Genomic DNA, 12,922 nt, shown 5'->3' with positions numbered 1-12,922 from the left:
CATCATACAGAAACTTCTGCCTGTCTTTTATCAGCATCTCCGTGAAGCAGTTCCCATATCCTATTCCTATTGGAATTGAATTCCTGGGAAGTTCTGATTTGAGAATTGATTCTTGGTCTAGGAAGTTTTACATTTATGATTTCCTTGATTCTTCCCGGATTAGTTGCCATAACAACCACCCTGTCTGCAAGAAAAACAGCCTCCTCTATACTGTGGGTAATAAATACAATGGTTTTATTGGTCTTCTCCCATATATTCAACAACTCTTCCTGAAGTGATTCCCTTGTCTGTGCATCCACCGCAGCAAAAGGCTCATCCATAAGCAGCACTTCAGGATCATAGGCCAGTGCTCTGGCAATAGCAACTCTCTGCTTCATTCCTCCTGAAAGTTCATGTGGATACCTGTTTTCGAATCCCTTTAGTCCCACTAAATCTATGAATTTTTCACTTATCTTTTTTCTCTCTTCTTTAGGTATCTTTTTTATCTCAAGGCCAAATTCAATATTTTTTTCTACAGTCCTCCATGGAAACAGTGCATACCCCTGCAAAATGATTCCTCTATCCAGTGCAGGTCCTGTGATCAATTTTCCATCTATATATACATTTCCAGAAGTAGGTTTTGACAATCCTGCCAGTATGTCCAGAAAGGTTGATTTCCCGCAGCCGCTGGGTCCCACCACTGTAATGAATTCGCCTTTTCTCACCTTTAAATTAAAATTATCCACTGCTATAAACTTTTCATTGCCCTGTCCATTTTGTGACCTTACATCGTAGACTTTTCTTATATTATCTACAACAATTTTATACTGCTTATCCTTCAGATTTACACTTTCCTGTTTTGACTTTTCAATTATCTTACTCATTTAAAACTCCCCTTCTATAAATTTGAGTATGATTACATTATTCTTTAACTACATAATTTGGCTGTGACCCTAAATTTCCATACTTGTCAAACTCATGAGTAACTATATCACTGACTTTCACCTTTGCATTTTTAGGAAGTGCACCGCTTGTCTTACTTCCATCTATCCACTGCTGTATATCCTTGTCCTTTATAACCCCGTCATCTGCATAATAGTGGTTGGCACTTACAGGTACTCCTATGGCATCTGATACCCATTGGTTGACTTTAGCACGTTCCTTTGGAACAGGTATGCTTTTGTTTATATACCTTTCTGCCTTTTTAACCGCCACTATAAATTTGGCAACTTCATCTGGATGCTGTTTTATAAATTTATCAGAAAAATAGTAGAGATAAGTTCCTCCGTTTTCACCAGCTATAGGTCTGCTTGTAGTCAATATATTCCCTATGCCGCTTTCCTCGATGGATTTATAAAAAGGCGGATGAACTACTGCAATTTGAATAAGTCCCTTTTTTAAAGACAATACCTGTTCTATATCCGGCATCTGAATCCACTCAATTTTATCCAGGGAGATGTTGTTTTTAGCAAATAATATATCTGACAGGAAATCTACGCAGGAATTTCTTGAATTGGCACCTACTTTTACTTTCCCTGGATACTTATTGATATCTGCCAATGTTTTTATAGGCCCGTTTTTATTACTTATCCACCACATATGCTGAAGATGGGTGTCAGTTACGCTGTCCGGAGGTTCCACAATAGATCTGGCCACCCCTTTCACCTTTGCACCTCCTTCAGCTGCAATTGCCAGATTGTTAGGATGAGCATCTCCAAAATCATTATTTCCATTTAATATTGAAGGAAGACGCTGTGCCGGTTGAGTATCTCCTGTGTACTGTATTTTTAATCCCTGTTCTTTAAAATATCCCAGCTTATCTGCCACTATAATAGGTGCAGCTGTACAATCCTTCCTGCTCCAGGTCTTAAGAACTTGAAGTTCTCCGCTTTTTTTCGTTGAAGCCTGCTTCTCTCCTCCACAGCCGGAAAAAAACGATGCTGCCAAAACTATTGAAACCACTGTTGAAATTAACCTTTTACTTTTCAATTGAAAATCCCCCCAAAATAATTAAATTTTTAAGATACAAAAGAATCCTGTTTCCACACTACAACTTTTTTTCTGCAAAACCTATGGCTTTATTTATAAATATACCCAACAGGGCAATTGTAAGCGCTGCTGCAAACAGCCTGTTAATTTGGAAATTAACTTCTGAATTGAGCACCATCCATCCAAGTCCTGCGCTTGCTCCTATCATTTCCGCAGCTATGAGCATCAAAAATGCATTACCTGCACTCATCCTGAGTCCTGAAAATATACTTGGAGCAGCTCCCGGCAAAACTACTTTCCAAAAAAGTTTTATTTTCGATGTGCCCATGTCCTGAGCTGCCTTAACCAACAGCGGATCTATAGTTTTCACTCCCGTTATAGTACTAAATAATATAGGCCATATGGACACCCAGAATATTATAGAGATCTTGGCGACTTCTCCTATTCCAAAAAGAAGTATAAAAACCGGGAACAATGAGAAAGGATTTACCTGCGCCAGAATCTGCAGCAACGGATCCAGTATTTCCTCCAGCTTTCTAAATCCTCCTGCAAGTAAAAATCCCAGAGGCACGGCTATAATTCCGGCCAACAAAAATCCCACTCCAGCTCTTAAAAGACTTACTTTTACATGAACAAGCATTTCATTTTTGAGCGTAAGACTCACAATAGTACCCACTGTTTCTGTAAAAGTAGGTATAAATTGATGATCAACTATCCCGAGTATAGGTGCAACCTGCCAGAAAACCAGAAACAGCACTACAGCTATACTTTTTCTAAAAATTTTGCTCAGTATTTTCCCTGCATTTTTTTCATGACTTTTATTTTCCAGATAAGTTTTACTATCTATATCCATTCATTATCATCCTCCTTTTTATCTAAATATTTCAAAATACAAAAAACACCAGAAGCTTACATCTAACAAGAAATAAGTCTCTAGTGTTTCTAGTCAACTCTTTTCAATATTATTATCAAATCTCAATTTTTACAAAATACATACACACTAATTTCTCCTGCAAATAAAAAACTTTCCTGCAAAGATAAAATACAAGAAAGTACTTGTTCTCTCATCTTTCAGACATATAATCTGCTGGAATTAGCACCGTTAAATAAATTTAGGTTGCCGGACGTCATAGGGCCAGTCCCTCAATCTCTCTTGATAAGAATTTTGTTTATTTTTCTATATAAGGCTAATTATATAATCTAATACACATATTGTCAAGAATTTGAGGTAATTTTTTTAATTTCTCTTTCAGCTTCATCCAGCTGATCTTCGCCAAACACTTTAATACCGTTCCTTCTCAGCAATTCAGCAGTAACACCTTGGCCTGACTTTTTAACACCCTTAAATGTACCATCAAATATATACAAGCTCCCGCAAGAAGGGCTGTCTTGTTTTAAAATAGCAACGGAAACATCATTTTCTTTTGCAAGAGAAAGAGCTTTCTGTGCTCCACTTTTATATTCATAAGTCACATCAACACCCTTGCCAGTGACTACCCTATCTCCTTTTCTTTGGGAATCCGGCCTCGGCACAGGAAGTCCTCCAGATACTTCTGGACAAATTCCTATAAGCAGCCCCTCTTTAGCCCACCTTAAAAATCGCGGATCATGACAGGCTACATCTCCATTGTCATAACGTACCTTCTCTCCAAGTAAACACGCACTCACCAAAATTTTTCCCTTCATTAAATCATAACCTCCATCTGAATCTAAGAATCGCTTGATTTATCAACCTGACTCATCAATTTTACTGCCTTTTCTATGCCCTCTTCTATAGTACTGTACATCTGAAATACCTTTATCCCCTTCTCATGAAGCCTAATTACAGGTTCGAAGCCAATACGCAGTACAAGCACTCCATTACAGTCCTCTATGCACTTTATAATACCCGATATCCTATCATCATGTCCAGTACATTCTTGTTGGCCATTACAATACCTCTCCACATCCCTTTTCTCATAAAATTTAATATTCTCATCTAATACATCATATATATAAAACTGAGATACATGCCCAAAATGTTCATCTACATAATCTCCGGAACTGCTGGCCACTGCAAATCTATAACCTCTGTTCACCTTACCTGTTTTATTGTCATCTTTATATATTTTCTCAGATTTGTCAATAGAAATTACATTTTTCTTATAATTCCTAAATTGAGCCGATACATCCTCATTCAAACTCCCTATGGCATCTGCCCTGCACTGCCTGCAGTGATACATCTGTTTTAAATAGGGCTCACATTTTTTCCTCATGCTTTTCAATTCAGATTCATCTACAGTATCCCTGTTTTCAAATACACTTCCCTTTACAGGTATAAGAGGCATTATATTTGTCATATAGGCACCACATTCCTTAACTTTTTTTACTATTTCAGGAATGTGAGCATCATTGATTCCCTTTATCATCACAATATTTACTTTGCACACAATACCTTTTTCTGTAAGATATCTAAGACCTGTAAGCTGATTGTCAAGTAGAATTTTTCCTGCCTGCGGCCCTACAAAAGTGCTTCCCCTATAGTTTATATATTTATAGATCTGTGCGTCTATTTCAGGGTCTACAGCATTTATGGTTATTGTAACGTGTGTGACTCCCAATTTTATCAGTTCCTCCGCATAAGCAGGAAGCATCAATCCATTGGTGGAAAGGCAAAATGTAATATCCGGGCATTCTTCTTTTATAAGTTCTATGGACTTTTTGGTTTCTTCAAAATTTGCAAGTGGATCTCCTGGACCAGCTATTCCAACCACCGTCAAATTTTTTATTTTATTTTTTACTATCTTGAATTTATCTCTTGCTTCCTCTGGGGATAGAATTCCACTTGTAACTCCAGGCCTGGATTCATTTACACAATCATATTTTCTATTGCAGAAATTACAGCTTACATTGCATTTTGGAGCTACAGGTATGTGCATTCTAGCATACTTATGTGCAATACAGTTATAGCAGGGATGTTGAAATGTCTTTTTTTCAATCTCCCTTGCAAAATTTATAGGCATATCTTATTATCTCCTTTTTTGCATAATTAAAATATAAAAAGGCCAGACAAACTTAAAAATTTAGTTTGCCTGGCCTCCAGTATTTCTGGTCAACCTTTCATAAAAATTCACAGCATTTGTGGCTTAAGAATATACAACCACCTTATTTAATTCTTCTTTTATCTTATCCACTTTATCAAGGCTTTCCCAGGGCAGCTCTATATCGGTTCTTCCGAAATGTCCATAAGCAGCTGTCTTTTTATATATTGGCCTTCTAAGATCCAAATCTCTTATAATGGCTGCCGGCCTCAAGTCAAAAAGCTTTTTTACAATATCCACTATTTTCTCATCAGATACCTTACCTGTTCCAAAAGTATCGACACTTATGGACACAGGCCTTGCCACTCCTATAGCATAGGCAACCTCCACTTCTATCTTATCCGCAGCACCTGCTGCCACCAAATTCTTTGCTATCCACCTTGCCGCATAGGCTCCGGATCTATCGACTTTCGTCGGATCTTTTCCCGAAAAAGCTCCTCCTCCATGCCTTCCATATCCACCGTAGGTATCAACTATTATCTTTCTTCCAGTAAGTCCTGAATCAGCCTCCGGACCTCCCTTTACAAACCTTCCTGTAGGATTCACAATATATTTGGTATTGGAATCTATAAATTTCTCAGGTATTACCTCTTTTATGACATTATCTATTATATCTCTTTCAATCTGGTCATGTTCCACATTTTCTTCATGTTGTGAGGATATCAAAATTGTATCTACTCTCACAGGTTTTTCTCCTTCATATTCTACTGTAACCTGGGTTTTACCATCTGGTCCTAAATATGGAATAATGCCATTTTTCCTGACATCGGCCAATCCTCTCGAAAGTCTATGAGCCAGTGCTATTGGAAGTGGCATATATTCAGGTGTCTCATTTGTGGCAAATCCAAACACCATCCCTTGATCCCCTGCACCTATTGCCTCTATATCATCTTTTTCTCCCAGTTTTGCCTCCAGTGATTCATTTACTCCCAAGGCAATATCTGAAGATTGCTCATCTATTGATGTTATAACCGCGCAATTGCTGGCATCAAATCCAAATTTTGAACCTGTATATCCTATTTCTTCGATAGTTTTCCTCACTATCTTAGGTATATCCACATAGGCTTTAGTGGATATCTCTCCAACTAGAAGCACAAGCCCTGTATTTACAACTGTTTCGCAAGCTACTCTTCCATATTTGTCCTGTTCAATAACAGCATCTAGAACTGCATCCGATATTTGATCACAAATTTTATCAGGATGTCCCTCTGTAACTGATTCTGATGTAAATAATCTACTCATCTTTATCCCTCCAATTTATTTAACTTTTCTATTTACTATTTATATATGATAATTTTGATTGTTCACTATGATGAAGTAATTTATATATTCCCACCATGGCCAATACCCATATAGGCGCAATATAAAGGGCAATGCGGGTAGCTGGCAAAAACGCCATTGTAACAACAATAGCCAGCAGATAAATTATTGTAATGTATGAAGAAAAAGGGTAAAAAGGCATTTTAAAAGCAATTTTCTGCCCTTCCATAGCTTTTTTTCTGCGGAACTTCAATTGTGTTATAAGAATCGTACCCCAGGCAGTCAAAATGGCTATAGTTGTTGTTGAGGAAATATATGTAAAAAATTTCTCCGGTATGAAATAATTTAAAATTACGGCAATCAATGCCACAGCCGTACTGAAGAGTGTTCCCACATAGGGTGCCCCGGATTTATTCAACTTTCCAAATACTCTGGGAGCATTACCATTTAGTGCCAGACTGTAAAGCATTCTGCCATTTATATACAGGGCACTGTTCATGCCTGAAAGAGCAGCTGTCAAAATTACAAAATTTATGACTGAAGCAGCTGCAGGAATACCTACTTTAGAGAACACCAATACAAAGGGACTTCCTGCAACCCCAATTTTATTCCAGGGATAAAGTGCCAGCATCACCAACACAGAACCCACATAGAAGATAAGTATACGCCAAAATACATCGTTGATAGCTTTTGGAATGGATTTTTGTGGATCCCTTGCCTCTCCCGCCGTTATGCCAATAAGTTCCACCCCTCCAAATGCAAAACTCACAAAAACAAAAGAAAGCACAAACCCTTTAAATCCATTGGCGAAAAATCCTCCATTATTCCATATATTAGAAAATCCAATAGAATGCCCTCCATTATTAAATCCAAATAATATAATAAGCATTCCAAAAATAATCATGCATACTATGGCAACCACTTTCACAAGGGCAAACCAAAATTCAAATTCACCGTAAGCTTTAACTCCAACTAAATTGACTGCAATGAGTATGATCAAAAATATAAGTGCAGTAATCCATTTTGGAAACTGGGGAAGCCAAAATTGAACATATACCCCCATGGCAGTGAGTTCTGCCATAACAGTAGCTGTAGCCTGAAACCAATATGTCCAGCCTGAAAAAAATCCTGCAAAATTTCCAAGGTAACGAGTAGCATAAGCACTGAAGGAACCCGAATTTGGCTCATCTACAGCCAGCTCACCCAAGGCCCTCATAATGAAAAAAATGAACAGTCCTCCTATTAAATATGCCAGAATAATGGCAGGTCCGCCTGTCTTAATAGCATCTGCAGAGCCATAGAACAATCCTACACCTATGGCACCTCCAATAGCTATCATCTGAATATGCCTATTTTTAAGATCTTTTTTTAGTAATTTATTGCCTGCATTATTGTACATCTTATTTATACCTCCAAGTAAAAAATCTATATGTGAGAAGACATATAGATTCCATTGTCCCTCATCTTTCAGGATATACCTGCTGGAATTAGCACCTAGATGTACGAACTAAATGTATATCTGGTTGCCGGGTATCATAGGGCCAGTCCCTTAACCACTCTTGATAAGAATTATAATATTTGATTTTATATAATTACATTAAAAAACTTCCTGTGAGAAATCACAGGAAGTATAAATTCCATTATCTCTCATCTTTCAGGTTTTACCTGCTGGAATTGGCACCATTTACTGTACAAATTACAATCGGTTGCCGGGCATCACAGGGCCAGTCCCTCCGCCTCTCTCGATAAGAAAGTCTACAAATATTGTAAATCACTTATATTTAATTTATATTCAATATACAATTCTTTATTCTTTTTGTCAATAGAAATCTTTCTATTCATACAAATTTTTACTGAAATATCTGTCTCCCCTATCTGGAAATATAGTTACTATATTTCCTCCATCTATGGTATCTGCCAATTTCAACGCTGCTGCAAGAGCTGCACCAGAGGAAGATCCAACTATCAAGCCTTCCTTTTTTGCCAACTCTCTCACCAATCTAAAAGCTTCATCATCATTTACCTTTATAACTTTATCAACCAATTTTATATCCATAGTGTCCGGCAGGAAATCATTTCCTATGCCTTCAATAGCATAACCGTGCTCTTCAGTACCACCGCCAAGGGTAGAACCTTCCGGATCCGCCAGTATGGTCTTTATGCTGCTGTCCTTTTCCTTTAAATACTTTGCCACACCTGTAAAAGTTCCGCCGGTACCTGCTCCAGCCACAAAATAATCTATTTTCCCACCTAACTGTTCATATATTTCAGGACCTGTAGTAGCATAATGTGCCTCGGGATTATCATTGTTTTCAAATTGTCCCAAAGCTATGGAATTTGGTATCTGATTTAAAATCTCCTTGGATTTTTCAATAGCACCTCTCATTCCATCTTCTTCTGGAGTATGAATTATCTCCGCTCCAAGCGCCCTCATCAATACCTGTTTTTCTATGGAAAATTTCTCCGGTACTGCAAATATAACCCTGTATCCTCTGTTTAAAGCTCCCAGCGCAATTCCAAGACCAGTATTGCCTGCAGTAGCTTCAACTATAGTGTAGCCTTTCTTCAATCTACCGCTTTCCTCTGCCTTTTTTATCATATAATCGCCAATTCTATCTTTTACACTGCCTCCTGGATTAAAATTTTCAAGTTTGGCATATATATTAACTCCATCTTTTAGATCAAATTTGTTTATTTTCAGTATAGGTGTTTTTCCTATCATTTCCTTAATATCATTAAAAACTTCCATAATATAACAATCTCCTTTAAATTACAAATTTTCGCTGTTGAAGCTGTTGTTTAATATTTTTCAAATTCCGGAATTATGAAAAACAAAAAACCTTCCGCCCCTTACAGAGGCAGAAGGTTTTACTTCTACGGTTCCACTCTGTTTATCCCTCAAGTACTGCATAAAAACAACCTATGCAGGAAAGAAAAACTCATTGTCGGTACAATCATACCTTAACATTTTAACGGCTGTTTCCGCTGAAACCTACTCAAGTTCAATTCAGTGCTCCAGGATGCATTTCAATTGTCTCCCGCTAAAATTTTCTCACACCACACGAAAATTCTCTCTAAAATAGCATCGTACAATCTACTCTTCCCATCATTACATTTATATAATCTACAATCTGATAATACTACATAAACTTTAATTAATCAAGTATAATTTTACATATAAAATTTAAAAAAGTTACTTCTGCTCAAAATAGATAGAAGCAACCTTTTATAAATTGTATTGTATTATTCAGGATAATTCAACCTCTCATCCGAGATGTCTGTCAAGACCTCTTTGAGAAATTTATCTGCCCAGTACTTCGCCATAGGAAGATTCATATCCAAATAATTTCCGCAGTCTTTTGGAGCAGCACCGGGTATGTCACCTTCAAAATTCAAGATAAATTTATACATTTCCACCAGCAAATCCACGATATCCTTTGACTCATAGTCTCCATACAAAATCAGATAAAATCCGGTTCTGCAACCCATGGGTCCAAAATATACGGTTTTACCTCCATAAGTGCTGTGATTTCTCAAAAAAGTTGCTCCCAAATGCTCAATAGTATGAACTTCAGCTGTATTCATAACAGGTTCGTCATTAGGGCTTGTCATTCTTATATCAAATGTGGTTAGAACTACATCTCCAAATTTATCTTTTCTGGAAACATAAACACCTGGTATTAATTTTAAATGATTGACAGTGAAACTTGAAATTTTATCCATGCAATATCGCCTCCTGTAGAACTCATTATACATCATGTTAAACCTGTAATCAATTATTCAGCTTTGCCCTTTATTCCTCCAAACTTATATCCTATTCCCCTTACAGTTAAAATATATGCAGGCTTTTTGGAATCAGTTTCTATTTTCTGTCTTAAATTTTTTATATGTGAATCAATGGCTCTGTTGTATCCATCAAAATTTTTCTCCAGCGCAATAGATATAAGTTCCTCCCTTGTAAAAATCTTTTCAGGATGGTTTACCATAACTGAAAGTATTTTGTATTCTATGGGGGTAAGATTGACTGTTTCCCCTGATTTTTTAACTTCGTAACTTAAATTATCAATTATCAAATCGCCCTCATTAAAATAATAAGCAAACTCCATTTGTAATTATTTAAAGTAGTTTATATTCTTAAAAGGATACACTCTTAAAATTACATGTCCCTTAACATCCTTTAAATTTACAGGCCCTATTATTCTGCTGTCGGTACTATTTTTCCTATTATCCCCAAGCACAAAAATATAACCTTCGGGCACAACATACTCCGCAACAGCTGAATTGGCCTCAGTTACAACTTCTTCTGGAAGATAACTTTCAGTGAGAACTTTTCCATTTAAATAAACCTCTCCGGACTTTATCTCAATTTTATCTCCAGCTATTCCTATAACCCTTTTTATATAGTTGTCCTCATTCTCGTCATGAGAGTTGAAAACGACCACTTCTCCTCTGTTTATATGTCCAGTTTCAGTGCTTATCTTTTCCATAAATATAACATCCTTATCATTAAAAGTCGGCTGCATGGAAGATCCTATTACATCAGTCCGGGCAAAAACATAACTTCTGCATACAAGTGCCAGTCCAATAGCCAGAATAATGTAAAAGGCATATTCCCTGAACTTCTTAAAGAATTCTTTATCTTTCACGATATCACACCCCTTTACCTATTATCATTATAGCAAAAATAACAGTTTTCAGACAAATTTGAAAATCTGCAGAGTTTTATATTTCAACTCTGAACTTTGATATCTGGATATGACGGCCTATTTCAAAGCCGGCTCTACATGTATAATTGCATATTTTATCTGAAATTCACTGCTCAGCATATTTTCTATTTTTTCCGTAATACCATGACTTTCCAGTACGGTCAATTTAGAGCTGACACTTATTATAATATCAAGTAAAATATTATTTCCATGTACCCTAGCCTTTACATCCTTGACGCTGTCTACGCCTTCAATTTGATTTATTTTTCCAATTATTTTGTCCAGCTGCCTGCTGTCAAAACCATCAGTTAAACTTTGGGCGGACTCCTTGAAGATCCCTATACCTGTTTTTATTATAAGTATTCCCACTATTACCGCCGCCAGTGGATCTATCCAGGGAAGACCAAACTGCGAAGCTATAATTCCACAGGCGGCCCCAAAACTGACCCAAGCATCTGAAAGATTGTCTTTTGCAGCAGCCATAAGTGCCAGGCTCTTGATTTTAACTGCCACTTTCCTGTTATACCTGTACACTGCATATACCAGTACAGTACATATAATGGAAACTACTGCAGACATCATATCCGGTGCTTTGGTCTTAAAAAAAACTGTAGAGTATACTGCATTGTAAAAAACCTCTGCTCCAACGGCTATCATTATCAAAGAGGCCACCAGGGTAGATACCGTCTGTGCCCTCAAATGTCCATAGGCATGGTCCTCATCGGCAGGTTTCCTCGATATTTTAAGCCCTATAACAATGGCAAGGGAGGCTATGATATCCGTGGAATTATTAATGCCGTCTGCAAAAAGAACCTTGGAATTAAAAAAATATCCTATACCGAGTTTAAATAAAGATAAAAACACATATACTACCACATTTACCTTAGTTCTCTTTTCTGCAATTTTAAGATTTTTATAATCCTCTTCCATCTATTTTCTCCTATAAAGTATAAAATCTATACCTTTAAATCATTTTTCGACTCCACTGCTTTTATTATATTTAAAAGTGTCCTGTTTACCGGAGTGTCTATTCCATATTTTCCTCCCAGTCTGCATACGGTTCCCGCAAACATATCAACTTCAGTCTTTCTTCCATATTCAATATCCTGACACATTGAAGTATTGCTGTGAGGAGGCATGGTGGCAAGTACTTCATTCCATTTTTCAATATCCTGTCCACTCAAATTTATGCCCATTTTCTGAGACAATCTTACCACTTCCCACATAGCTGACTCCATCAATTCTTTCGCTTCACCTACAGATTGAAATACTCCATAATTTCCCCCTATAACTGCTGAAGCCTGATTTATTCCTACATTGATCATAAATTTATACCACAGGGAATGAATCATATCCTTTGGAATGCTGTAAGGTATATCTGCCCTGTCAAAAAGTTCTTTTACAATCTGTACTTTTTCTGAGTAAGTACTATTTGTTTTTTCACCAAAAGCTATATTTCCATAACTGGAAAAAGAGATGACATTTCCTCTGCGGTTTCCGTCAATGGCAATACAGAGAGAATAGAGCATCTTATTCATTCCATATCTTTTTCCTATTATCTCTTCACTGGTAATTCCATTCATGAGAGATATTATAATTGTATTTTCCCCAACTTGATTTTTCATATCCTCCACAGCCTGGGAAAGTTGATTTGCTTTCACGGAAACAATAATCAAATCTGCAGGTTCAGTTTTCTCTTCTGGTGCTACATATTTAAAATCATATCTTTTACCATTTATTATAAATCCATGTTTTCTATATCTTTCAGCTCTTTCACCGCCTGCTATAACTTTCAATCCCCCAGGATTCAGATCGTACAACTTGCTAACATAGGCACAGCCAATAGCTCCCATCCCTATAGCAGATATATTCTTTATACTTTTCACCATAAACTCCCCCTATCATTAT

General features: G+C 36.9%; 12 protein-coding genes, 1 pseudogene and 3 riboswitches. All 13 genes and pseudogenes read right to left on the bottom strand.

Going from position 1 to position 12,922, the window contains the following annotated elements; genetic code table 11:
• Nucleotides 1-2: 2 nt before the first annotated feature.
• The 13 genes and pseudogenes from LN736_RS10145 to LN736_RS10085 all read right to left on the bottom strand — a co-directional run bounded on the left by LN736_RS10145 (nt 3) and on the right by LN736_RS10085 (nt 12,900).
• On the bottom strand, nt 3-863 hold the full coding sequence (locus tag LN736_RS10145; RefSeq protein WP_150355608.1) for an ABC transporter ATP-binding protein: 861 nt from the start codon (nt 861-863) through the stop codon (nt 3-5).
• Nucleotides 864-900: 37 nt separating this feature from the next.
• On the bottom strand, nt 901-1,968 hold the full coding sequence (locus tag LN736_RS10140) for an ABC transporter substrate-binding protein (protein ID WP_150355607.1): 1,068 nt from the start codon (nt 1,966-1,968) through the stop codon (nt 901-903).
• 58 nt (nt 1,969-2,026) lie between these two features.
• The gene (locus LN736_RS10135) at nt 2,027-2,821 is read right to left on the bottom strand and encodes an ABC transporter permease (protein ID WP_229981501.1); all 795 of its coding nucleotides are present in this window, start codon (nt 2,819-2,821) and stop codon (nt 2,027-2,029) included.
• A gap of 208 nt (nt 2,822-3,029) precedes the next feature.
• Nucleotides 3,030-3,131: riboswitch (SAM riboswitch) on the bottom strand.
• Nucleotides 3,132-3,183: 52 nt separating this feature from the next.
• The gene (locus tag LN736_RS10130) at nt 3,184-3,654 is read right to left on the bottom strand and encodes a DUF523 domain-containing protein (RefSeq protein ID WP_150355605.1); all 471 of its coding nucleotides are present in this window, start codon (nt 3,652-3,654) and stop codon (nt 3,184-3,186) included.
• Between the two features lie 23 nt (nt 3,655-3,677).
• Nucleotides 3,678-4,970 carry a nitrogenase cofactor biosynthesis protein NifB gene (gene nifB, locus LN736_RS10125; protein ID WP_150355604.1) on the bottom strand — a complete coding sequence of 431 codons (1,293 nt, stop codon included), beginning with the start codon at nt 4,968-4,970 and terminating at the stop codon, nt 3,678-3,680.
• 123 nt (nt 4,971-5,093) lie between these two features.
• Nucleotides 5,094-6,290: a methionine adenosyltransferase gene (gene metK / locus LN736_RS10120; RefSeq protein WP_150355603.1), complete on the bottom strand. Its 1,197-nt coding sequence runs from the start codon at nt 6,288-6,290 to the stop codon at nt 5,094-5,096.
• Nucleotides 6,291-6,318: 28 nt separating this feature from the next.
• A complete protein-coding gene (locus LN736_RS10115; RefSeq protein WP_150355602.1) occupies nt 6,319-7,707 on the bottom strand; it encodes an amino acid permease in 1,389 nt (462 codons plus the stop codon).
• A 58-nt stretch (nt 7,708-7,765) separates the two neighbouring features.
• Nucleotides 7,766-7,877, bottom strand: a riboswitch (SAM riboswitch).
• Between the two features lie 75 nt (nt 7,878-7,952).
• Nucleotides 7,953-8,060, bottom strand: a riboswitch (SAM riboswitch).
• Nucleotides 8,061-8,142: 82 nt separating this feature from the next.
• On the bottom strand, nt 8,143-9,057 hold the full coding sequence (cysK, locus tag LN736_RS10110) for a cysteine synthase A (protein ID WP_150355601.1): 915 nt from the start codon (nt 9,055-9,057) through the stop codon (nt 8,143-8,145).
• Between the two features lie 494 nt (nt 9,058-9,551).
• Nucleotides 9,552-10,031, bottom strand: a complete 480-nt coding sequence (locus tag LN736_RS10105) for an S-ribosylhomocysteine lyase (RefSeq protein ID WP_150355600.1) — start codon at nt 10,029-10,031, stop codon at nt 9,552-9,554.
• Nucleotides 10,032-10,084: 53 nt separating this feature from the next.
• Nucleotides 10,085-10,402 (bottom strand): annotated as a pseudogene (locus LN736_RS10100) (winged helix-turn-helix domain-containing protein); the annotation flags it as partial.
• A gap of 18 nt (nt 10,403-10,420) precedes the next feature.
• Nucleotides 10,421-10,954: a signal peptidase I gene (gene lepB / locus LN736_RS10095; protein WP_150355598.1), complete on the bottom strand. Its 534-nt coding sequence runs from the start codon at nt 10,952-10,954 to the stop codon at nt 10,421-10,423.
• Nucleotides 10,955-11,071: 117 nt separating this feature from the next.
• Entirely contained in the window at nt 11,072-11,944 is an 873-nt protein-coding gene (locus LN736_RS10090) for a cation diffusion facilitator family transporter (RefSeq protein WP_179977573.1), read from the bottom strand.
• 26 nt (nt 11,945-11,970) lie between these two features.
• The gene (locus tag LN736_RS10085; RefSeq protein ID WP_150355649.1) at nt 11,971-12,900 is read right to left on the bottom strand and encodes a ketopantoate reductase family protein; all 930 of its coding nucleotides are present in this window, start codon (nt 12,898-12,900) and stop codon (nt 11,971-11,973) included.
• Nucleotides 12,901-12,922 lie beyond the last annotated feature (22 nt).

The organism is Clostridium aromativorans, from assembly GCF_020908015.1.
Lineage (GTDB): Bacteria > Bacillota > Clostridia > Clostridiales > Clostridiaceae > Clostridium_B > Clostridium_B aromativorans.
This window is presented reverse-complemented; position numbering and strand designations above follow the sequence as displayed.

Bases quoted from the DNA above. Each gene is read 5' to 3' on its own strand.
- nifB (WP_150355604.1), bottom strand. From the start codon at position 4,970: ATGCCTATAAATTTTGCAAGGGAGATTGAAAAAAAGACATTTCAACAT.
- LN736_RS10135 (WP_229981501.1), bottom strand. From the start codon at position 2,821: ATGGATATAGATAGTAAAACTTATCTGGAAAATAAAAGTCATGAAAAA.
- LN736_RS10115 (WP_150355602.1), bottom strand. From the start codon at position 7,707: ATGTACAATAATGCAGGCAATAAATTACTAAAAAAAGATCTTAAAAAT.
- LN736_RS10105 (WP_150355600.1), bottom strand. From the start codon at position 10,031: ATGGATAAAATTTCAAGTTTCACTGTCAATCATTTAAAATTAATACCA.
- cysK (WP_150355601.1), bottom strand. From the start codon at position 9,057: ATGGAAGTTTTTAATGATATTAAGGAAATGATAGGAAAAACACCTATA.
- LN736_RS10090 (WP_179977573.1), bottom strand. From the start codon at position 11,944: ATGGAAGAGGATTATAAAAATCTTAAAATTGCAGAAAAGAGAACTAAG.
- LN736_RS10145 (WP_150355608.1), bottom strand. From the start codon at position 863: ATGAGTAAGATAATTGAAAAGTCAAAACAGGAAAGTGTAAATCTGAAG.
- LN736_RS10130 (WP_150355605.1), bottom strand. From the start codon at position 3,654: ATGAAGGGAAAAATTTTGGTGAGTGCGTGTTTACTTGGAGAGAAGGTA.
- metK (WP_150355603.1), bottom strand. From the start codon at position 6,290: ATGAGTAGATTATTTACATCAGAATCAGTTACAGAGGGACATCCTGAT.